This window comes from Limnospira platensis NIES-39 (assembly GCF_026000695.1).
Taxonomy (GTDB): Bacteria; Cyanobacteriota; Cyanobacteriia; order Cyanobacteriales; family Microcoleaceae; genus Limnospira; species Limnospira platensis.
In genome coordinates, this window is the sequence record NZ_AP026945.1 from 5,475,001 (window position 1) to 5,495,680 (window position 20,680).

Annotated in this window: 16 protein-coding genes and 1 pseudogene; 8 read left to right on the forward strand and 9 right to left on the reverse strand. The window is 44.5% G+C overall.

Going from position 1 to position 20,680, the window contains the following annotated elements:
- The first annotated feature begins 278 nt into the window (after positions 1 to 278).
- On the forward strand, positions 279 to 941 hold the full coding sequence (locus N39L_RS26685; RefSeq protein WP_014276881.1) for a vWA domain-containing protein: 663 nt from the start codon (positions 279 to 281) through the stop codon (positions 939 to 941).
- Between the two features lie 32 nt (positions 942 to 973).
- Positions 974 to 1,756, forward strand: coding sequence for a PP2C family serine/threonine-protein phosphatase (locus tag N39L_RS26690; RefSeq protein WP_006619749.1), 783 nt, complete (start codon positions 974 to 976; stop codon positions 1,754 to 1,756).
- 266 nt (positions 1,757 to 2,022) lie between these two features.
- Here N39L_RS26690 and N39L_RS26695 read toward each other — a convergent pair whose 3' ends face one another.
- The gene (locus N39L_RS26695; protein ID WP_071941218.1) at positions 2,023 to 2,214 is read right to left on the reverse strand and encodes a hypothetical protein; all 192 of its coding nucleotides are present in this window, start codon (positions 2,212 to 2,214) and stop codon (positions 2,023 to 2,025) included.
- A gap of 327 nt (positions 2,215 to 2,541) precedes the next feature.
- Here N39L_RS26695 and ltrA point away from each other — a divergent pair.
- Together ltrA and N39L_RS26710 are read left to right on the forward strand one after the other, a co-directional pair.
- Positions 2,542 to 4,309, forward strand: a pseudogene (gene ltrA / locus N39L_RS26705) (group II intron reverse transcriptase/maturase).
- 121 nt (positions 4,310 to 4,430) lie between these two features.
- On the forward strand, positions 4,431 to 7,559 hold the full coding sequence (locus N39L_RS26710; RefSeq protein ID WP_006618854.1) for a diguanylate cyclase domain-containing protein: 3,129 nt from the start codon (positions 4,431 to 4,433) through the stop codon (positions 7,557 to 7,559).
- Position 7,560: 1 nt separating this feature from the next.
- Here the strand turns inward: N39L_RS26710 and N39L_RS26715 are convergent, their stop codons facing one another.
- From N39L_RS26715 to hetZ, 3 genes are all read right to left on the reverse strand, one after another.
- Positions 7,561 to 9,903, reverse strand: a complete 2,343-nt coding sequence (locus N39L_RS26715; RefSeq protein WP_006618855.1) for a transglutaminase TgpA family protein — start codon at positions 9,901 to 9,903, stop codon at positions 7,561 to 7,563.
- 77 nt (positions 9,904 to 9,980) lie between these two features.
- The gene (locus N39L_RS26720) at positions 9,981 to 10,976 is read right to left on the reverse strand and encodes a hypothetical protein (RefSeq protein ID WP_006618856.1); all 996 of its coding nucleotides are present in this window, start codon (positions 10,974 to 10,976) and stop codon (positions 9,981 to 9,983) included.
- Entirely contained in the window at positions 10,969 to 12,129 is a 1,161-nt protein-coding gene (gene hetZ, locus N39L_RS26725) for a heterocyst differentiation protein HetZ (RefSeq protein WP_006618857.1), read from the reverse strand. Before hetZ ends, N39L_RS26720 begins: the two co-directional genes overlap by 8 nt.
- 191 nt (positions 12,130 to 12,320) lie before the next feature.
- Here hetZ and N39L_RS26730 point away from each other — a divergent pair, with 191 nt between their 5' ends.
- Together N39L_RS26730 and N39L_RS26735 are read left to right on the forward strand one after the other, a co-directional pair.
- Positions 12,321 to 12,809 (forward strand): hypothetical protein, encoded by a 489-nt coding sequence (locus N39L_RS26730; RefSeq protein WP_006618858.1) that lies wholly within the window; start codon positions 12,321 to 12,323, stop codon positions 12,807 to 12,809.
- Positions 12,810 to 13,098: 289 nt separating this feature from the next.
- Positions 13,099 to 14,538, forward strand: a complete 1,440-nt coding sequence (locus tag N39L_RS26735; protein ID WP_006618859.1) for a CHASE3 domain-containing protein — start codon at positions 13,099 to 13,101, stop codon at positions 14,536 to 14,538.
- Positions 14,539 to 14,629: 91 nt separating this feature from the next.
- On the opposite strand, the gene sds is transcribed toward N39L_RS26735, so the two are convergent.
- Complete coding sequence (gene sds / locus N39L_RS26740; protein WP_006618860.1) at positions 14,630 to 15,601, reverse strand: solanesyl diphosphate synthase; 972 nt, start codon at positions 15,599 to 15,601, stop codon at positions 14,630 to 14,632.
- 802 nt (positions 15,602 to 16,403) lie between these two features.
- Here sds and N39L_RS26745 point away from each other — a divergent pair.
- Positions 16,404 to 16,526, forward strand: coding sequence for a hypothetical protein (locus N39L_RS26745; RefSeq protein WP_006625852.1), 123 nt, complete (start codon positions 16,404 to 16,406; stop codon positions 16,524 to 16,526).
- A 460-nt stretch (positions 16,527 to 16,986) separates the two neighbouring features.
- Here the strand turns inward: N39L_RS26745 and N39L_RS26750 are convergent, their stop codons facing one another.
- The 3 genes from N39L_RS26750 to N39L_RS26760 form a co-directional block, all read right to left on the reverse strand.
- Positions 16,987 to 17,601 carry a 7-carboxy-7-deazaguanine synthase QueE gene (locus N39L_RS26750; protein WP_006618861.1) on the reverse strand — a complete coding sequence of 205 codons (615 nt, stop codon included), beginning with the start codon at positions 17,599 to 17,601 and terminating at the stop codon, positions 16,987 to 16,989.
- Positions 17,598 to 17,963 (reverse strand): translation initiation factor, encoded by a 366-nt coding sequence (locus N39L_RS26755; protein WP_006618862.1) that lies wholly within the window; start codon positions 17,961 to 17,963, stop codon positions 17,598 to 17,600. Before N39L_RS26755 ends, N39L_RS26750 begins: the two co-directional genes overlap by 4 nt.
- A gap of 445 nt (positions 17,964 to 18,408) precedes the next feature.
- Entirely contained in the window at positions 18,409 to 19,428 is a 1,020-nt protein-coding gene (locus tag N39L_RS26760) for an RNA-guided endonuclease InsQ/TnpB family protein (protein ID WP_014275940.1), read from the reverse strand.
- 51 nt (positions 19,429 to 19,479) lie between these two features.
- Between N39L_RS26760 and tnpA the strand changes: the two genes are divergently transcribed.
- Entirely contained in the window at positions 19,480 to 19,884 is a 405-nt protein-coding gene (gene tnpA / locus N39L_RS26765) for an IS200/IS605 family transposase (RefSeq protein WP_006617048.1), read from the forward strand.
- Between the two features lie 79 nt (positions 19,885 to 19,963).
- Here tnpA and N39L_RS26770 read toward each other — a convergent pair whose 3' ends face one another.
- Positions 19,964 to 20,542, reverse strand: a complete 579-nt coding sequence (locus tag N39L_RS26770; protein ID WP_014276886.1) for a pentapeptide repeat-containing protein — start codon at positions 20,540 to 20,542, stop codon at positions 19,964 to 19,966.
- Positions 20,543 to 20,680: the final 138 nt, after the last annotated feature.

Here is a 20,680-nt window from a genome sequence, read left to right on the forward strand (position 1 = left end):
AAAGTTGACGAGATTCTGGGGGTTATGATAACATCAAATAAATCGCATCCAATGGCTTACTCTGTCTTTTTGCAAAAATATAGCCTACAACCCCGATTATATCGCGATTAACATTATTCTCTCACGAAAATATTAAACTGGCGATGCACGAGTTTTCTGGCCACAAGCGATCGCCTTTTTTATGCCTATTGACAAAAACGCCACTTTGTGCATTGTTCATTGTTGATGATTCACTGGTATTCTGGGTGATGTGGATGGTCAGAGTCAAAAATCAAAATATGAGACTTGAGGAAGCGGTTGAATTTGCCGAAAACCCGGAGCCCCGGTGTCCCTGTGTGTTATTGCTAGACACATCAGCATCTATGCAGGGAGAACCCCTAGATGGTCTCAATGTTGGATTAATGACTTTTAGGGAAAACCTCATCAAAGACGAACTCGCCAAAAAACGGGTTGAGATTGCCGTCATCACCTTTGATAACCAGGTAAAAATCATCCAGGATTTTGTCACAGCCGATCGCTTTGAGCCCCCCATGCTAACCGCCCAGGGTCAAACCTATATGGGAACAGCCATAGGCGAAGCCTTAGACATGATTGCCAGTCGCAAAGCCGAGTATCGCAATAATGGCATTACCTACTATCGTCCTTGGGTGTTCATGATTACCGACGGCGAACCCCAGGGAGAAAGCGATCGCATCACAGAACAAGCCATTAAACGCATTCGAGACGAGGAAGCCAACAAACAGGTCGCATTCTTTGCAGTAGGCGTAGAAGGTGCCAATATGGAGCGCTTAGGAGAGATTGCCGAACGAACCCCCCTGAAACTGAAAGGGTTAGATTTTCGGGAAATGTTCATTTGGCTATCGGCCAGTATGCAAACAGTTTCTCACTCCAAAGTCGATGAACAGGTAGCCCTACCACCGCCAGGATGGGGAACTGTCTAGCCAAAAACTGATGCGATCGCAGACCTTTTACCATGAACCCAAATTCTGCCTACTGGCAAATTATCTCAGCCTCCGTGGCTGGAAGCAGTCACGAAAAGCAAGCCCTTCCCTGTCAAGACGCTCATATTTATCGGGAGATTGACCCCCATCAATTCATTGTAGCCGTAGCCGATGGTGCCGGTTCAGCTTCCCTTGCTGATGTCGGAGCGCAACTAGCAGTTAAAACCGCCACCCAATTAATCGAAGAGTATCTATCCTCCGTTGAGGATACCGCCACCGTGGACTGGAATACTCAATTGTTAGCCGTCGTTAACCAAACCAAACAGGCGATCGAAGCCGAAGCCGACCACAGGGATATATTGGCGCGGGAACTAGCAACCACATTGATTTTAGGGGTAATTACCGATTCTACCATTGCTATAGTTCAGATAGGCGATGGCGCGGTCGTAGTTGAAGATCAACAGGGAACTTTAATGGCTTTAACTATTCCCGCCAGTGGCGAATATTTAAACGAAACTACCTTTCTGGTTTCCCCCAATGCTTTAGAATCTGCTCAAATTCATGTATGGTCTGGAATGCCTAAGTATCTGGCTATATTTTCCGATGGTTTACAAATGTTAGGATTAAAAATGCCGGAAGGTAAACCACACCCTCCATTTTTTTCGCCCTTATTTAGATTTGTGGAAACTATCGGCGATCGCACAGAAGCCGAACAACAGTTAATTTCATTTTTGCGATCGCCTAGGGTCAATCAGCGCACCGATGATGATTTAACCCTCATTTTAGCTGCCAAAATGCCATCCTCAGCCACATAAATACTACTATACACTTGTAAAGTAGTAACTATCTATCGGAACCCCAACAGCTATAATATACCCAATAGTGCGAGACGTTCAGGCATGAAATAGGGTTGCAATACCCGAAATAACCGCCTGGTGGGGACTTCAACCCCTTGGTTGAATATAAGGAGCGCACTCCTGACCATCCTCATAACTGTTTATATGTCCCAACGATTAGTATCCTACGATACAAATCAAGGCAGGGAACCCAAGGTCAAAACGAACTAACCCATACAAATTCCTTATAGGAAGCCCAAAAATGGATAAGTAAAAGTTAGGAAATCAGGGTAACGGCGATAGCCACCCCCAGTTTTGGGAATCACAACCCCAGGATTGAAGCGGGGAACGGAAGGCGTGAAGTAGAACCTACTACCAGAAAGCGACCACTGCCAACCATCCATGATTAGGGAAACCGAATGTCCGGCTTGAACCATCGTCAATATTAAGTAGCGAAATAGGTTGACACGCTGCGTTCAAAAGAGCAAGGGGAAGAGTAGGAGTATTATTGCACTACCTACACAGACCTTTAAAGTACCCCGGTGGAAAAGACAAATCTAAAGATGGAATGCCCATATAAACGGAACGTTTTAAGTCCTCCTGGACTCTAATTATCTGGTCGAGGTAGTTAGTAGGGATAAGTGTAACCGCAAGTCCTAGAGGATGTGAGATGTGACCAAAAGCCAACGCCCTACTGTAATGGCAGGGATATGCTAACAGGTCACGGTTTGATTGTAAAGAAATAGAGCCTAGTAGGTGTACAAATGGCGATAGCGAGTTTAAAGAAAGGGTTTGGGAAACCAAAACCAATCAAGACTACGAACAACGCATGGAAGGCCATCCCATGGACTAAGGTTCAACGGAAAGTTTTCAAGCTCCAAAAGAGTATATTTCAAGCAGCTAAATCGGGACAGAATGCAAAGTTAAGAAGGTGGCAACGTCTATTGGTGAAATCATATTATGCCCGGCTCTTAGCAGTGCGCCGAGTAACTCAAGATAATCAAGGCAAGAAAACAGCCGGAGTTGATGGAGTAAGAGTAATCTCTTCGAGACAAAGGTTTGAACTGGTCAAGAACATTAAGGGAAACCTCAAAGCAAAACCACTGCGACGAGTGTGGATTCCAAAACCTGGCAGGGATGAAAAAAGCTGGAATAGGAATACCCACAATCCAAGATAGAGCAAGGCAAGCCTTGGTTAAGTCGGCTCTCGAACCTGAATGGGAATCGAGATTTGAGGGCACTAGCTACGGGTTCCGACCCGGACGGTCAGCACAAGATGCAATAAGTAGGATTTACCTGAGTATTAACAAAGGTGAATATTACGTGCTGGATGCTGACATAGCAAAATGCTTTGACCGAATAAACCATGATTATCTACTGTCAAAAATTCATTGTCCAAGCAACCTAAAAAGAGACCTGAAACAATGGCTCAAAGCAGGCGTGCTAGATAACGGTATATTTGAGGATACAGAAGCAGGGACACCTCAAGGAGGGGTGATAAGTCCACTCCTAGCCAACATCGCACTGGATGGTATGGAAAGGCTAGTCAAAGGAATGTATCCAAACAAAAGAACAGCCACTCAGGTGAACCTTATAAGATATGCCGATGATTTTGTGGTCATATCAAAAGACTTAGGAATCATTGAACAGTGCAAGACTGCAATTTCTGAATGGCTAAAACCTGTAGGATTAGAGATAAAACCTGAAAAGACCCGAATATGTCACACACTCAATCCTATTGAGTATAATGGCAAGATTGAGGAACCTGGGTTCGATTTTCTAGGATTCAATATCAGGCAATACCCCGTTGGAAAGTATAAATCTGGGAAAACAGGTGGGGCAACAAGCAGACTAATCGGACATAAAACCCACATAAAACCCAGCAACAAAGCAGTCAAAGCCCACACAGAAGTGATTAAAGGTGTAATAAAACAATACAAAACAGCACCTCAATCAGCCCTGATTAGCAGACTAAACCCGATTATTCGGGGATGGTCAAATTATTACTCAGCGGTAGTCTCAACAGAGACCTTCAACAAGCTAGACTTCATAACCTGGCAAATATTAAGGGCATGGACAGTATCGAGATGCGGAAAGGCGAGCTACAAAAAGCTAAGTAATTATTTCAGACATGGAACAATTAAACTTAGCAATGGGAAAGAAAAACACGAAAATTGGCTGTTCCAAACCAAAGATGGGTTACATCTATTCAAACATAACTGGACTCCAATTGTCAGACATACCCTAATACGCTCCGACGCAACACCATACGACGGAAACTGGACTTATTGGGCAACCAGGAAAGGACAAGCAATCGATACACCAAATAGGGTAGCAAAACTACTCAAAAAGCAAAAAGGTAGATGTACCTGGTGCGGGCAATACTTTACCCCATCAGATTTAATTGAAATAGACCACATTGTACCTAGAAGCCATGGCGGAAAGGATGAATACAAGAATATTCAATTATTACATCGCCATTGTCACGACAATAAAACAGCTCTTGATGAAGAGATGATGCTGTACTCTTAACAAGGAGACGGTCAAATTAGGAGCCGTATGAGGTGAAAGTCTCAAGTACGGTTCTGTATGGGAGGGGGAGATGGCGACATCTCTCTCGACCCCTACTTAGACTCTTGTTATATGGGGGTCAGTGGCATTGGACCTTTTACATCGATGGTTACACTTAATTAAAAGGCGATTTAAAGACTACTGGGTAGCTTTATTCATTGGTGCGATCGCCACTCTCGCCATTCTGGTCATTTGGCAAAAACTCTACATCCGAGAGCAACGGCATTTGGCACAACTGGTTCAGCAAGAAGCCAACAACATCCAATCTATCCTCAATCGAGAGTTATCCAGCCGTATTGTATCCTTAAACCGTCTCGCCAAGCGTTGGGAACTCAGCAATGGCACTCCCCGAGAATTTTGGGAAGCTGATGTCAGTAACTATTTAGAGGATACTCATGGCTATCAAGTCATCCATTGGGTAGATCCATCTTTTATCATCCGTTGGATAGTTCCTTTAGAGGGAAATGAACAAGTCCAGGATATGGATTTAAACCAAGAACATCGTCAGCGAATTAGTTTACAAGTAGCCAGAGACCTCAATCAGATTATTCTGAGTAAACATATTTCATTAGTTGAGGGAGGCGAGGGATTTCTAGTAATTATTCCCCTATTTGTGAATGAGCGCCATGATGGGTTTATTGTGGGAGTCTTTGAATTTACAGCTTTATTTGATGGTATTTTGCCCCTATCTCCCTTATATACGACTCAAATATATGACCGGGGGTATTTGGTTTATAGCAATGGTGATTTATCAGAATCCCCCTTTCAACAAACCTCCCTAGTCCGCGCCTATGGGTCGGATTGGACAGTCCAAGTTTCTCCTCAACCCCTTTGGATTGAACAGGGAAAATCTCCCCTGCCTACCATAGTTTTATCAGCCGGTTTAATCATAGTTTGGACTATGGCACTCACCGTCTATTTAGGTCAGTATTCTTGGCGTTATGCTCACGAAACCCGAAAAATTAACCATAAATTGCAAAAGGAAATCATCCACAGACAGCAAATAGAAGCCATCCTCCTAGACTCCCAAAGACAATATCAAACCCTCGTCGAAAATTCCCCGGATATTATTCAACGCTTTGATACCAATTTTAAACATATTTATGTAAGTCCAATTTTAAGCCAATTAACCGGAATTCCTAACTATACTTGGATTGGCAAAACTTGCCGCGATTTTCCCTTCTCAGCAGCCATGGCTAATAGTTGGGAGGCGGCGGCGAATCAGTTACTAACAACTGGTGAAAAACAGATGATTGAATTTGAAGCCGAGACAGTTAATGGTTGGCGTTATTTGGAAATGGCGATCGTCCCAGAAATTAACGAAGCCAAAAATATTACATCTATCCTTTGTATTTCCAGAGATGTCACCGCACGCAAACAAGCCGAAACTTCCCTTAAACTTAGTCAAGCCAAGTTTGAAGCCTTGGCAACTAATATGCCGGGAATGGTCTATAGTTACTGTCCGCACAACTCCGAAAAGCCTCATCATTTTAAATTTGTGAGTCATCACTGTTTGGATATTTTTGAATTAGAACCTAATAGGATTCTAGCGGACATCAATTCTCTGATCAACTTAATCCATGAAGATGATTTGCCCTCTTTGCGTGCTTCAATGAAACAATCTTTTGAGCAATTTTTACCCTGGTATTGGCAGGGTCGTGTTATTACTAATTCGGGCAGCATCAAGTGGGTAGAATGTAATGCTCAACCCCAGTCAACACCAGAAGGTAATATTTGGCATGGCATTGTTTTTGATATTAGTGAACGCAAAAAATATGAAGAAAATCTGCGCCGATTTCAGGGTATTGTTGCCACCACAGCGGAAGCGATCGCCTTAATTAATCGTGATTACATCTACCAAATTGTTAATAAAACATACGCCAATTTAACCAAAATATCTGAGGATTGTATTATTAATAATACCATCGAAAATGTATTGGGTAAACAGATTTTTAATCAAACAGTTAAACCTCTTTTTGATAGATGTCTAGCAGGAGAAATAGTCCGCTACGAAGCCTGGTTCAATTTTCCGGGAAAACCCAGGTTTATCGGAGCCACCTATTCCCCTATTTTGCAACCGGATAACACCGTCAAGGAAGTGATTGTCACTGTCCGAGATTTAACCTCCTTAAAACAGGCAGAAATTGCCATGAAAAAGCAATCTGATAGACAGGATATCTTATCAAAAGTCACCAATAGAATCAGGCGATCGCTCCATCTTCAGGATATCCTTAATACTACAGTTGTCGAAGTCTCCAAAGTTCTGGGAAATCACATAGTTTTAGTCTGTAAATTCCAGTTAAATTGGAGTCATAAAATCATTGCTCATTCCGAGGAACTATGTAGAGACTATCACCGACTTTTTTGTGTCATAGATCCCGTAATGACCATAAAAATTGACCAGATGATTTGGCAAATTGCCCAATTATGTCGCAGCGGACAAATTAATGCTTCTGTGGAAATGTGGCAACAATTTCAAGGACCGACTCATTTAATCTTCCCCATTTGGTTAGAAGACGACGAACTTTGGGGACTACTTATCGCTTATTTTTCTTCAGAAGATAGCAACTATAAACCCGCAGAAATCGAGATGCTGAAACAACTAACAGAACAGTTAGCGATCGCCATTCAACAAGGCGAACTCTATCATCAGCTTCAGATAGCCCATCAGGAACTCGAGAAAGTCTACAACCTTGATGCTCTGACCGGAATTCCTAACCGCCGCCATTTTGATCACGTTTTACAGCATGAATGGTTACAACTGCAACGGGAACAACAACCCCTATCAATAATTATGTGTGACATCGATTATTTTAAGTGTTATAATGACACTTACGGACACATTGCCGGGGATAAATGTCTGGAAAAGGTAGCTGATGCTTTAAAAAAATGTCTGAAACGACCGAGGGATTTAGTCGCCCGTTACGGTGGTGAAGAATTTGTCATTTTATTACCCAATACACCCACAGAAGGTGCCATAGAAATTAGCCAACAAATACAGGAAGCTGTGTTTGAGTTAAATATGGAGCCCGGCGCAATTCCCGCTAACTTTCAACGGGTGACTATGAGTATGGGAATTGCCAGCCAAATTCCCACACCACAACAATCACCAACTCAACTAATTTTTACGGCCGACTGCGCCCTCTACCAAGCCAAAAACAATGGCAGAAACCAATATGTTATTGGCGCAACAGAGAGCCATAGGTTCTAAATTATCTGCGTCTGTATCGATGCCGAAATCCCTTGAAGTTCTGGGCTTGTTCCAAATTTTTAACTAGCTGTTGCAGTTGAGTTAAATTTGTGTTTCTGCGTCCATATCGCCAATGTACATAAGTTTGACAAACCTCTGAGATCGCCTCAGCTTCATCAATAGAACATTGATTAGCGATCGCCTCTGCATACTCTACCGGAGTTTGGGCCGGATGTTTCGGATAACCCCGTTGGGCTAACAATGCCAACAGTTTTTGATATAGTCTTTCTTCCGGCGGTAATTTAGCCAAGCGTCGCCTCTCCCGCCAATTTTTCAATCCATCCCACAGCAACCAACTTACGAACCCGAAACCAGATAAAGCGATCGCAGCCGTAAACAAGCCAACCCATCCCCTAGTAAACAGATCCATAAACCAGCGGATAACCATATCCACCGCCGCGAAAATAGTCGCTAATATCCTCTGCAAACTATTTGTTACCGGAGAAGGCAACCATCCCGCCACCCAATTCCAAAAAGCTCTCAGGGCACTAAAAGTTTGATTTTCCTCAATAGAAGGCGGAATTAAATCCATTCCCGGAATCGGATTAAAAGCAAACCAACCATAGTCAGGAAAATAAACCTCAGTCATCGCATGGGCATCAGTATTTTTAATCACATATAACCCCGTAAATGGGTTAAACTCACCCGGATCAAAACCTGCCGTTAGTCGCGCCGGAATGCCAATCGAACGCAACATAATTGTTAATACCGTCGCAAAGTGATCTGGATAACCGCCTCTGATAATTTCTCCCTCTGGACTATCTTCATAGCCAAACAAAAACGCCTCCACCAAATCCTCATCAGGTCTCAAAAAAGGCGGGTCTTCTTGTAGCTTATAAACCGGACTTTGTTTTAAGTATTGAGCCAAATAAAGGGATATTTCATAGGGAGATGTTAACGCTTGTTGCTCAGGGTTGGATTGATTCCGCGCCGCCAAAATCTCCTCGGTTCTTTCCCGCACCCTGTCCCTAATTTCATCAGGAACCTGTAAATAGTAATCACGAATAGCTTGTGTGTAGTCTGTGGAGGCTTGACCTAACTGGGTGCGGTTACGATAGGGGACTCTGGAAATCACCGTATAGGTTAATCCCTCCCGCAACATCAAAGGCGATCGCAAAGTTCCCTCTGGGTCTATGGCAATTTCCTCAGTCGGGAAATACAATTGTTGAGCCTGTTTTAAAGCCGGGATTAAATTAGGTAATTGAATCACCGCCGTATAACTTTGGATTACCTCCCTAGTCCTAGCCTGTGTCGGTCGCTGAAACAGATTAAACAGATAGGACCACCAAGCGCGTTGGACAGTTTCTGCTTGCTCATTACGGGAAATTTCCCATCCCTGACCCGTGTACTTATCAAAGCCAATCACCCGAAAAAATCCCCGCGCTTGCGATCGTACCCTCAGCAAAACCTGCGGCCTTAAATTTCCCCTAAGATTCTGATTAATCCGAGTATTAAAACCATAATATTGAACCTCATCTAAAATACCCGCCCCCGACTCCTGATTCTGTCCAGTTCCCGACCCTGTGCCATCTCCAGAATCTCCCGTATAACCAGGGTTAAAAATTTGTCGCCCATCAAATTCCCCTCGTGGCATTTGAATAGGGGAACTCATCGGAAAGTTCCGCAGTTGATAGCCAGGAAACCGAGGAAGCAGCGCAAAAATCACCAATCCCAAAGCCACAATAGCCAGAAAGCTAACCCCCAAAAACTTGAAATTCAAGTTAGGAGGAATCCTCAATTTTGTAGAACTAGCCTCCGACGGTTTCAACTTCTCCAATCCCAACCGGGAACGATAATCTAAGATTAAAGTCGGCAAAGAGATCGCCAAAAACACCAAAATCACCGGCCCAAAAGTCAAAGTTTGGCTAAGAGTACCCGCCACCCCAAGTAAAATCAACCCAATGACCATGGAATAGCCTAGATCCTTGCGTCGTGGCAGATCAAAGCTATGGAGAACCTGCAAATTAATTAACAGTTGTGCCAAAACAATTCTGGTATCGATCAACTCCAGTACTAGACGACTGAAAAAAACCGCCATTGCTACCAACATTCCTATAGCAATACAAAATTTAGTGGGCACATTACGATGACGACGACGAAACCAACTCCAGGTCGCCCCCACCAAACTGACAGGGATAGCCCATAGATTTAGTGGCTCTTCGATCGCTACATCAGTGGCAATAATGCCAACCACCACTAATAACTGCACGAAAACGCGGAGCAGAAGTGAGTCTTCTGGCTCAGGTTGAGGTATTGCTTCGATCCGTCGCCATAATTGGCTCAAGATAGGGATATCGGCTGTCATGGATTTGAAAATTGGGTAATCACTCTCAGATTACTGTAACCCATATTTCTAAAAAAATCAGCTTCACCTATCAATATTTAACTAATCATCCGAGGGTAAATCGCAAAACAGAGGGGACTTTGTTCGCAGTCATAAAACAATACATTCAGGCGATAGATATGATTAGGCTCTGGATCTACCAGTTCCATGGTCATATATCCCTCTGAGGTACGTCTAGCCGTGGTTTCGCCATGATTTCCCTTCAATTGCAGACATCCACCCGCCGGTAAGTTAGCCAAAATCATTAAGCAATTACCATAATCGCGGGTCTGATATTCGGCTTGTACTGTTAAAACTCCTAAGCTAGTTTCCCACTGCTGAAGCGCTACCGACTTATTCAAAAAACAAGTTATCGTCAGCGTATCGATAATTTCTCGCGCCGCCAGTAGCAGCAAAACCATTTGCTGTTGTTGACTAGCGTCCTCATAGGCGGGGAGTTGTAGCTTCTTCAACTCAGGATCACGGACTTCCCCCAAAACCAGCCTACCTGCCCATTCATTAAGCAAATCAGAGGCTTGTGGGAAAAAACTTTCCACCGCTTCCACCAGTTTCGCTCCCTGTTGTCGGGTTGAATGCAAAACCTTCTGACAAGGAGTCAGAAGAGCAGCAAAAACAGTTTCTGGTAAAAAAGTAGACCATTTCAGGTTTTCCCTTTGAGCAGTCCACCAAGAAGGGTTGGGAACCATCGGATCGCTAATCACGTCTGGATAGATAGCATCAGCGCCGAGTTCAGTTTCCCAAGGGAATAGCGGTGGTTTTTGTTGGATCTCAATTCTTAACCTGTTTTTTAACAGGCTCTCAAATCTGTCTTTCACGGTTGGTATCTCTCCCAGTTTAATTGGTTCGTCGTTGGGGTAGAAAACGTCAATCTCTTCATAGTCGGGTAGGTCGGCTTCTGACCACCCTGGTTCTTCGACCCTAGAACTATTTGCTAATTGCTCTGCTGAGGAAGCAGTTTCAAGGGGTTGTGATTCAGACCCATCGAAAAAATGGCACTCGGAGAGTTGACGATCTGGATTTATTTCGTTATTCATCAGTAGATGCACTCGCTCCGGACACTGAACGATTTCTAAGCTCCCAGGCTAATTCTAAAACTTTAAACCACCGCTTTTGTGCTTGAGTCGCCTTGCAACCTAGCTTTTCGGCGATCGCATGATCAGATAGCCCCTTTTGCTTTAACCTTAGCAAATCCTTTTGATCTTGGCTAAGTTGATTCTGGAAATCATCCCACTCCTGCGGGAGTAAACCTAGATTACGATCTAAGTCCACTTCTAACCACTGATGCACCAATTCCCAACGATAACCCAACGCAAATCTCAACAAATGATATTTAAATCGCTGTTGAAGATAATCCCGTTGGCGAGGGGTTAGCCCCAAAATTGCCTCTATCTCTCGAGTTGGCAAATCTTGCATTCGCAACGTGAAATAATCGGCGCAGTCTTTTTGATTGTGTTCCTCAAGATATTTGATTAACTCTTCTACAACCGTTTGTCGTAGAGATTCTAGTTCTGGTTCGTTCGACTCAGCCACCATCGCGGCTCGCACCTCTTGTACAGATGAGTCGTTCCAGGTTTGATCACAGTCCGGTCTGCTTCCCTCTGCGGCTTGCTCGATATCAACAAACGCTTCTCTGGGTTGTTGTTGAGAAAATGTCTGCGATCGCAGAATGATGAGTTGTTGACTACGACCCCTGGCTAGAGGAATACGTCGTTTTCCATATCGTTCCGTAAAGGCTAGATATTCGGCTAGTTCCAGTAATGTCTGGGGACGATAATCTACCGAAACTTGGTTTTCCTTACGGAACGCATTTAGTGATTCAACATAAAACCCCTGTAAAAAGTCCCTAATTAGTTCCAATCTCGCGTGATAACTTGATTGAGCTTGGCGCGGTGTGATATATCGATAAACAATGGCACTCAAAGTGCTGTGGAGTTCCAACGGTGCCTGCTTTGACCTCAGTTGGTAATAGTGAAGACATTGTTGTAAGCGATGCTGTGCGAGTGTCATCGCCCAAGTCTCCACATCCCCCGAGGCTTGGATGCGCTGGCTTTCTGTGCAGATCCGAATTGCTTCTTCTGTTAAACGCCAAGCGATATCCTGACAGTTCTGCTCAGATGCCTGGGTAGCCTGTTTTAGCTCACCGGACAACCGTTGAAAAATTCTATCGCTCTGGCAGATTTCCCCCATGATGATAATTTAGTAACAATGACCCTAACCTATGCTTTCCAGTAAAGCCTCTGAGTTTCCGGAGGGTTTCCCAATCGGGTCGTGTTTAGTTACGATCACAACACTGGAAATTTTCTAGTCACCTATCTGATCAATTGGGGTTTTCTCGGTTATCATGTAGCGCGAAAATCAGCACCTACTCAACTTTAACAATGGATTTAGACCAACAAATTCAAGCCTTGATTGAAAATGCCCCCCAGGATGGTTCGACTCCTGACATTATTAAGGCGATCGCTCCCGGTCTCAAATTACTGGCCGCCCAATTAGTACACCTACAGTATTTTGTTTTGACCAGTGTTGACCAAAATTGGGTATTAACTACTCTCGGTAATGTGGATAATCCGGATCTACAAAAGCAAGTTATTTATGCTTTTTCTAGTTTAGATGATGCTTCCGTTCACTCTACTATCGATATTTCCACTTCTGTTGTCGCTGTCCCGGTTCCTGTCATCCACATTTTATTTCAGGCGATCGCTATTCCCCAACTAGATAGTTTTATTTTCTTTGATCAACCTGGTCATCTTGATGCCGCTACCGAGGTCAAACGTCAAGATGTACAGGATACTATCCAAGTTTACCTACAACAATATCAGTCTCTGCGTCGCTCTAAATCTCGCCCTATCCCTCCAGATATTGCTTAAATCAGTTGACTGTCCCCCCTTCTGCCTACCTTCTCCCTGCCCCTACCCTCTGCCCCTGCCCTTTAACCCCAAAACTCCGTTTCTTAATTGTTTCTTAATTGCCAAAATTCCTAGGGATTTTATATAATAAAAACGACTATTAATTAACCCCCCCCAACTTTTTCCTAAATCAGTTCCTTGCATCTGCCCTTTCCGCCTAGGGTTAAGGTGGGACGAAGGAGACAGGATCCATCACAATAACTGCTCACACCGTCAAATTTTTCTCTGCAAAATCTGGCAGCTTTTTATTATGAAAATTAATCGAGTCATCTATTTAGGATTTGGTGCAATTTTTCTATTAGTCGGCATCAGTAGCCTAGCGTCAGAGTGGCAACAAAGAAATCAAGATCAATCATTTAAATTGGTAGTTCATACCTACGAGATTAAGCTAAATTTACAGGATATTCAAAAAACTTTAGTGGATGCCGAAAATTCTCAAAGACTATTTATTATTACTGGAAATGCCAACTTTTTAGAACCCTATTATTCAAGCCAGAGAAAAATTCGGAGTGATTTAGAAAATTTATCCCAATTGCTGCAAGTTAATCCCATACAAACCCAGAGATTAACCAATATTCAAAACTTAACCAACCAAAAATTAGCGTCACTTGAACAAGGTATCAACTTAGCCGGAGCCGGAGAATCCGAACAAGTTTTAGCCTTGGTTGGGGGTGTCGGAAAACAAATTATGGATAATATTCGCCTTGAAATTAATAGGATGATTGACGAGGAACAAAAATTATTGAGTGACCGAAATGAGGGTTATCAACTCATTAAACAATGGGCGGCAATCATTAATTGGGGTACTTTTATTTTAGTAATTACCAGTGGCTCGATAATTAGCTTTATTGTAGTTCGTGTTATCATGAGCCCTATTCAACAAGTTACACAGGTTATTGCTACCTCCTCAGCGGAAATTGCCGTGGCTACTGAACAACAACAGAGACTCGCGAGCCATCAAGCTGTTTCTATTAATCAAACCACTAATGCTATTGAACAAATTAGTGAAGGTGCTAAACAGTCAGCCGAGGATGCTGATCATGCTTTAGGCGGGGCTCAACAGGTTTTAGATATCAGTGAAAATGGCAATAAAGTAGTTCAACAAAACTTGGCAAGTATTGTCGAATTAAATAATAATGTGGCAAATATCTCAGAACAAATTGAGGTTTTGAGACAGCATACCGGGGAAATAAGCACTGTATCTAATGTAGTATCTAGTTTAGCTAATCAGACTAATATATTGGCTCTGAATGCCTCTGTTGAAGCTGTGCGTGCAGGAGAAGCAGGTCGAGGATTTGGTTTGGTGGCGGTGGAGGTTCGTAAGTTATCAGACCAAAGCCAAAAATCAGCTAGACAGATTGATAATTTAGTTAGCCTGATTCAAAATTCCCTCAAATCTACCATTGAAGCTGCAGAAAAAGGAACAGAAAACGCTAAGGTGGGTATGGAAATGACCGAAAATACTGCTCATGTATTTGTAGAAGTGGCTGATGGCATTAAAAATGTGGTCAGCAGTAATCAAAAAATTGCTCAAATTTCCCAACAACAGGCGATCGCTATTCAGCAAGTTGTCACAGCTACTAATTCTATTAATCATGCAGCAGTGGAAACTGCTAGTGGAATTAAACAAACCCAAGTCGGTTTGGAAAACCTGAATCAGGCAGCCCAAACTCTCCAGGTTTTAGTTTGACAAAGTATCAAAAACTGGCAATTGTCACCATGGAAATTGACACAAAATCCTTGATGGGGGAGATTTCGCCACCCCCACCGAACCTAATCAATTAGTATATTCTACTCACCACATAGTCCCCTAATTCCACCAGAGCTTGACGAGACTCCGAAGGGGGTAACTGGTTGATATGTTCTACGGCGACCTGGGCGTGGTGGATGGCGAGTTCTCGGGATTTATCAATCCCAGAACTTTCTTGAATTAAGGCGATCGCCTGTTCCAAGTCCCCATCTTGAGCAAATTCGCGATCGATCAGAGTTTCCAGAAAAGGCTTTTCTGCTAAAGCAAACAGGGTCGGGGCTGTCAGGTTTCCGCTTTTGAGATCCGAAGCAGCCGGTTTACCTAGAGATTCCGTCGAACCTGTAAAGTCTAAAATATCATCGACAATTTGAAACGCCAAGCCAATATTACGACCATATTTATACAAATCTTCTGCTAGTTCTGCTGAAACTCCACTTAACAGACCAGCCGCCTTAGAGCTATTAGCGATTAAAGAAGCTGTCTTGTAGTAACTCTTTTCGAGATACGCTTCAATGGACAAGCTAGTATCAAATCGATTCAGTCCCTGTTGAATTTCTCCCTCCGCCAGATCCATGATCACTTGTGACAGAAGTTTAACTACCTCTAAGTTGTCCAGGTTGGCTAAATACCAGGAGGACTGGGCAAATAGAAAGTCTCCGGCTAAAACCGCCACCCGGTTATTAAACAAACTGTGAACTGTCGGGACACCCCGCCGCAGTTCTGATTCATCCACCACATCATCATGAACCAAACTAGCAGTATGGATCATTTCTGTGATTTCAGCTAGACGGCGGTGCTTAGGTATGATTTCATGATCGGGCATGGTTGCCCTAGATATTAGCAGCACGATCGCCGGACGCACCCGTTTTCCCTGTACGCTAAATAAATGCTCTGCTGCTGCATACAGGATCGGGTGACGAGCGCCCACCAATTGTTTCAGGTTATCGGTTAGCAGTTTTAGGTCTGCTTCAACGGTCGAAAATAGAAGAGTGCGAGAGGTCATGGGTTTGCCAACTCAGGCTGGATGATTAACAAAATTTTACATATTATAGTTTGATTTTAAGCTAAGGCTCTCATCTCGCCAAACTCTCAACTAGGATTATAGCCCACCTGAGCATCAACTTTGATATTCACCACACCTCCATCACGTCTAATTAATTGTGAAACCCCCACAGGGCGGGTTTCTTCATCTTAGGGCGTACCAGATGTAATTCACAGATGGGGCCCACATCTACATGATCTCTGCCCTCTGCCCTCTGTCCTGTCCCTTCTCCTCTCTCGCCGATTACCTATTGTCCATGATCCGTTGTCCATTGTCCCCCAAAAAAATTTTTCTCATAATTGGTACAATTCGTTAATTTTGTGTTAGCTTAATTATTAAGAGTTTAAAAAAATTCTACACATTAAGGGCAACAGGTGTGGCAGCCAAATATTAACTGGCTGTTGTTGCACAGGTTATCCACGGAAAAGGGGATAGCCAGGGGCGATTTTAGAAGTTCCTGAGCTGGCATCAGATTATGGTGTGGCAGCTTGGTGGGTTCAAGACCAATCAGCACAGTCTAGGCTTATATTTAGGCGGCGGACTAGCTGTAGAGGTCTGGTAACTTGGCATAGGTATTAGGGAAACTTTCTGGAGTTGCAAATCTCTGGTTAGTTGATGTTGGTGTGCCTGGTGATATCCCCTATTAGATAGCGATCGAAACCCAGCTATAACCTGCCGTTGGAAACCTGCCCCTATGTATATGTAGCGACTGTTAAACTCCCATATATGCTCCTCTCTCACACACAGACTAGCCGCACCACCTATGAACTACCACGAATTACCGTTAATGATTCCCTTACTCGCCACCGGTTATGTGTTGACCATTTATTTGCTGTTGATGGTGGCTAAACATACAGCAGCCCGATTTTCTCGCTTTCGCTCTTAGTTATTTTGTAACCGATTATTAATTGACTGAAAACAACCACTCCCATTTTGCGGAGTGGTCTTTTCTGTGATGAAATATTATTCACGCAAACAGACTCGGTAAAATTACTTAGTTATATAGACAGTAGGCGATCGCGATCGCTATGCAGAGCGACTGACAGTTACCCGCCGGTCTGAAATAGCCGTGTCTAATTTTTCCCAAGAGTAAATAAAAGGGAAACTTGCCAGAGAGCAAGATTCCCAATTACTTTGCACTGAACCATGGAATAACTGGCAAACACCACCTCGTCGCCCCTCCGATTTATAGTGGAGGCAATTGCGACAAGTGGATGGAGTAGTCGGTGGAGTAGAATTTTTGATCGGCATGACAAACCTCCCGAGAGCCCTTAATTTATTGTTGATCAAAATCAATCAAGAACCTGTTATCTAAACTACAGTTTGCCAAGAAATATCAATCAATCTTATTGCACACCAATATACTTATGAAGCTGAACGGAAAGCCGATAACCTGGAAACTGTTTTAATTTTTCCAATACCAAAGGCAAAGTGCGCTCTATATCAGTCCACTGCGGTTGTAAAAACACCGGAATCGTAGAATTTTCCGCCAAACGGCATCCATAAAACTCCAACTCATCCCCCACATCAATCACCAACTTAATTTCCGAAGCCCGTCGCCACATTGGTGACACCACCGGATAACCGGGGCTGATATGTTCCTTGGGACTCAGAGTTATCCAGCACAGATCAGAAACATCTTGCCAAAATGCGCCCGATGTCTCAATAGAAACCTGCCTCCCACTGTCTTCTAATACCCTCACCAAATCAGGTAACTGAGGATATATAAACGGTTCACCCCCAGAAATTACCACCCTTGGCGACACCAACTCCGCCAAAAGTTGATCAAAACTACGCACATTCCGGGGTAAACCCTTCCCCCCGTCAGCATATCCGGTATCACACCAAGGACAGCCCACCGGACACCCTGCCAACCGAATAAAATCTACAGGAGTTCCCGCCCAATAACCCTCTCCTTGGATAGTTTGCTGAAAAGTCTCATGTACTGGAATTGTAATCATCCGCCGCTTTTTTTAGCTTTATATCCCAATTGAGTCAGTATTTGCAGCAATTTATCAGTATGATCACCCTGAATTTCCAGAGTTTGGTCTTTCATGGTTCCCCCGGTGCCACACTGATTTTTCAATTGTTTTAATAACTTACTCAGGGTCTGGTCATTGCTTTGAAAGCCAGAGATAACTGTGACTGTTTTACCACCGCGTCCCTTACGAGTTGCCTGCACTTTTAAGTTTTGCTGCTGGGGGGGTAAGTCCGGCACTCCTGGTTCCATGGCTTCGGAATTAGAAGAATTGCCAAACTCTGAGTAAGCAATCCGATTTTTCTGAGAGGATTTACTATCAAAATTTCCCTTAGATGGGGCCATAACTCATTACCCAATAACATACTAAACTGGGAAGTCACCCCTACTTGCATCTTCCGACTCAGCAGGGGGAACTATTTAACCTATAGCGGAAAACCGCCAAGAGTGGCAAGTTGATAATTGTTAATTGGGTGCTTTGACTACTCCCCGCGCTAAAGCGACGGGGATTCCCCGGAGGGATTACAGCACTTCTGAGCTAGGATTGACCCACCCGGTAGAGCCCAAATTCTCAGACGCTTAGGCGAAGTCAAAACGCCTCTTGCGGGGGTGCATTGCATCCCCGTTACTTTTGCCTTGCGGCCAATGTTCCACGCCCCGTTAGCGTCAGCGTTGACTTCAACGCCAGCACCACAGCGATAAGTTCCGCGCCGAATGCGTTGTCCTGAAGCCTTCCAACCCTCGGGTTTTTCACCGTAGACGGGGATGGCATCAAGGTCTAGCGCTGACGCTAACGGGGCGTATAACTTTCCTCCTGCTCAATGAACAAAATACCGTGAGCCTCACAAAGCCGAGCCATTCTGCTCTTCAGCTTAGCTGTCGGGATCTGCACGAACTTTTGGTTGGCCTTGTGACCCATATTGGCCCCACTTTTCTGCCCCTGATTCCAGCCGAAGACAATGGTAGCAATGCCATGCTTCAGGCAATGATTGATGACTAACCTAGCGGCTTTGTTGACGGCATCGCGCATCTGGCGATTACGCTTGCCAGTGAGTTTGTCTAGTAGCCTGCACCAGAAGGCTTGTGCTTTCCCCTCCTTAATCGTGGCAACCCGCTTGTTGTAGCCCTGGTTGAGCGCCTTCAGGTGCTTACCATCGACGATAAAGCTATGACCCTCGCTATCAACGCAGGTCAGCCAGTTGTTGATGCCATGGTCAATGGCCAGCGATTTTTCAGTGTCTAAGGCGACTGGCTCAACGGGCTTACCAGTACAAATCCAAACCGCATCAAAATAGCCAGCCCTTGGCACAATCTGAAGCTCTCTAACCTTAGTCCAGTCTAGGTTACTCGGGAAGGGCAGAAAAATCTCAGGCAGGTCAAACCAAACTTTACAAGACCTGCCCATCGGCACCCTGACTTGACCATTGACTAGCTTGAGCCACCGCTGAGGGTAGCTGAGCTCGAACAAGCCGCCAGAGCGGCGATAGTTGGGTGGCTTGGGTTTCTCAGCCAATCCGCCGCTACGCCACAGCTTGAGCAGTTCTCGGTAGCCATTAAAGGCTTCACCCACACTGATGCAGGTCTGCTGAGCAGCACTGGTATAGAGTGCCTTCATGTGAGCGTTGTGCTTCATCTGACTGGAGAGCCATTGTCCATTGGAGAACTTTCCCGCTTTGAAATACAACTGTCTAGCCAGATAGACTGTGCAGTTGTAGAGGTTATTGGAAGCGGTGCAAAGAAACTCCAACGCCGCCCTTAAGGGAGGGTCGTTGGGAAGTTGGTTTACTTGTGCTACAAAGGTTTTAGCCATAAAATCATCATACTATATTTGATTTTGTAGACACATAGGCAGTCTTCGACAATGAGGAATAAGTCTATCAACTATCGCCACGGCAACCACTCGGTAGGGCTTGCCCATGTTCACTTGGTCTGGATTCCAAAGCGGCGGAAGAAGGTTTTGGTTAGCAACGTTAAGCTTAGACTTGCCGCAATACTCAACGAGGTAGCCCGGGAAAATGAGTGGCGGCTCAAAGCATTGGAGATAGCCCCTGACCACGTTCACGTCTTGGTAGAGCATGGGTCGCAGGTCGCCATTCATCAGATAGTCAAGGCCATGAAGGGGCGTTCTTCCAGGCTGCTCAGGCAGGAGTTCCCCCACCTGTGCAAGCTGCCCTCTCTGTGGACTAGAGCGTATTTCTATGATACGACAGGAAAAGTGAGTACAGCTAGAATCATGGCCTACATCAACGACCCTCACCATATCTGACGGCGGCTAAAGCCGCCGAGTCGCTTTTCCGCCCCGCTCTCAAGAGACGGGGCTACCAAGCTTCCGAGTTTTTATCGTGTCAGCTCGTAACTTTGGAGTTGAGGGTCAGACTAGGAACTTCCTCAAAAATGGCTCCCTGTTCTTTTAACTCCTGGATACGAGCCGCATTTAACCCGATAACCTGTTTAAATTTGACGTTTTGTAACAATGCCCCAGTTAGGTTAGCTTCCTTGAGGTTTGCACCCTGAAATTTAGCGTGACTCAGTGCTGTATCTACGAGTTCAGCTCGCATGAGGTTGGCTCGACTCAAATCGGCATAACTAAGGTTAGCATGGGTGAGAATTGCTCCGCTCAAGTCCGCCCCACTGAGATCGGCCCCACTGAGATCTGCACCTGTCAGATCTGCCCGGGTCAGGTTGGCTCCGCTGAGGTCGGCTCCGCTGAGGTTAGCACAATACAGGTTTGCTCCTATTAAGTTAGCATTAAATAGACTAACACCAAGCAAATTGGCTCGAAATAGGTTCGCCCGAAATAGGTTCGCCCGAAATAGGTTCGCGCCACTGAGGTTAGCGTTACTCAGCTCCGCCCGGAATAAGTCTGTATCTCTGAAATTGCGATCGCCTGCGGCATACAAGTCGAGCAGTTCTTGTGAATTCATGATAATTTCCTAATCTCCAATATGATTAACTGCAATTGTGCCGAAGTTGTTGCTCAATCGGGCAAAACTTTATTTTAATTTAAAAAGCCACGGGTATCAGTAAGCCCCACATCCTGCACATCCCCTCAAATCCAAGTG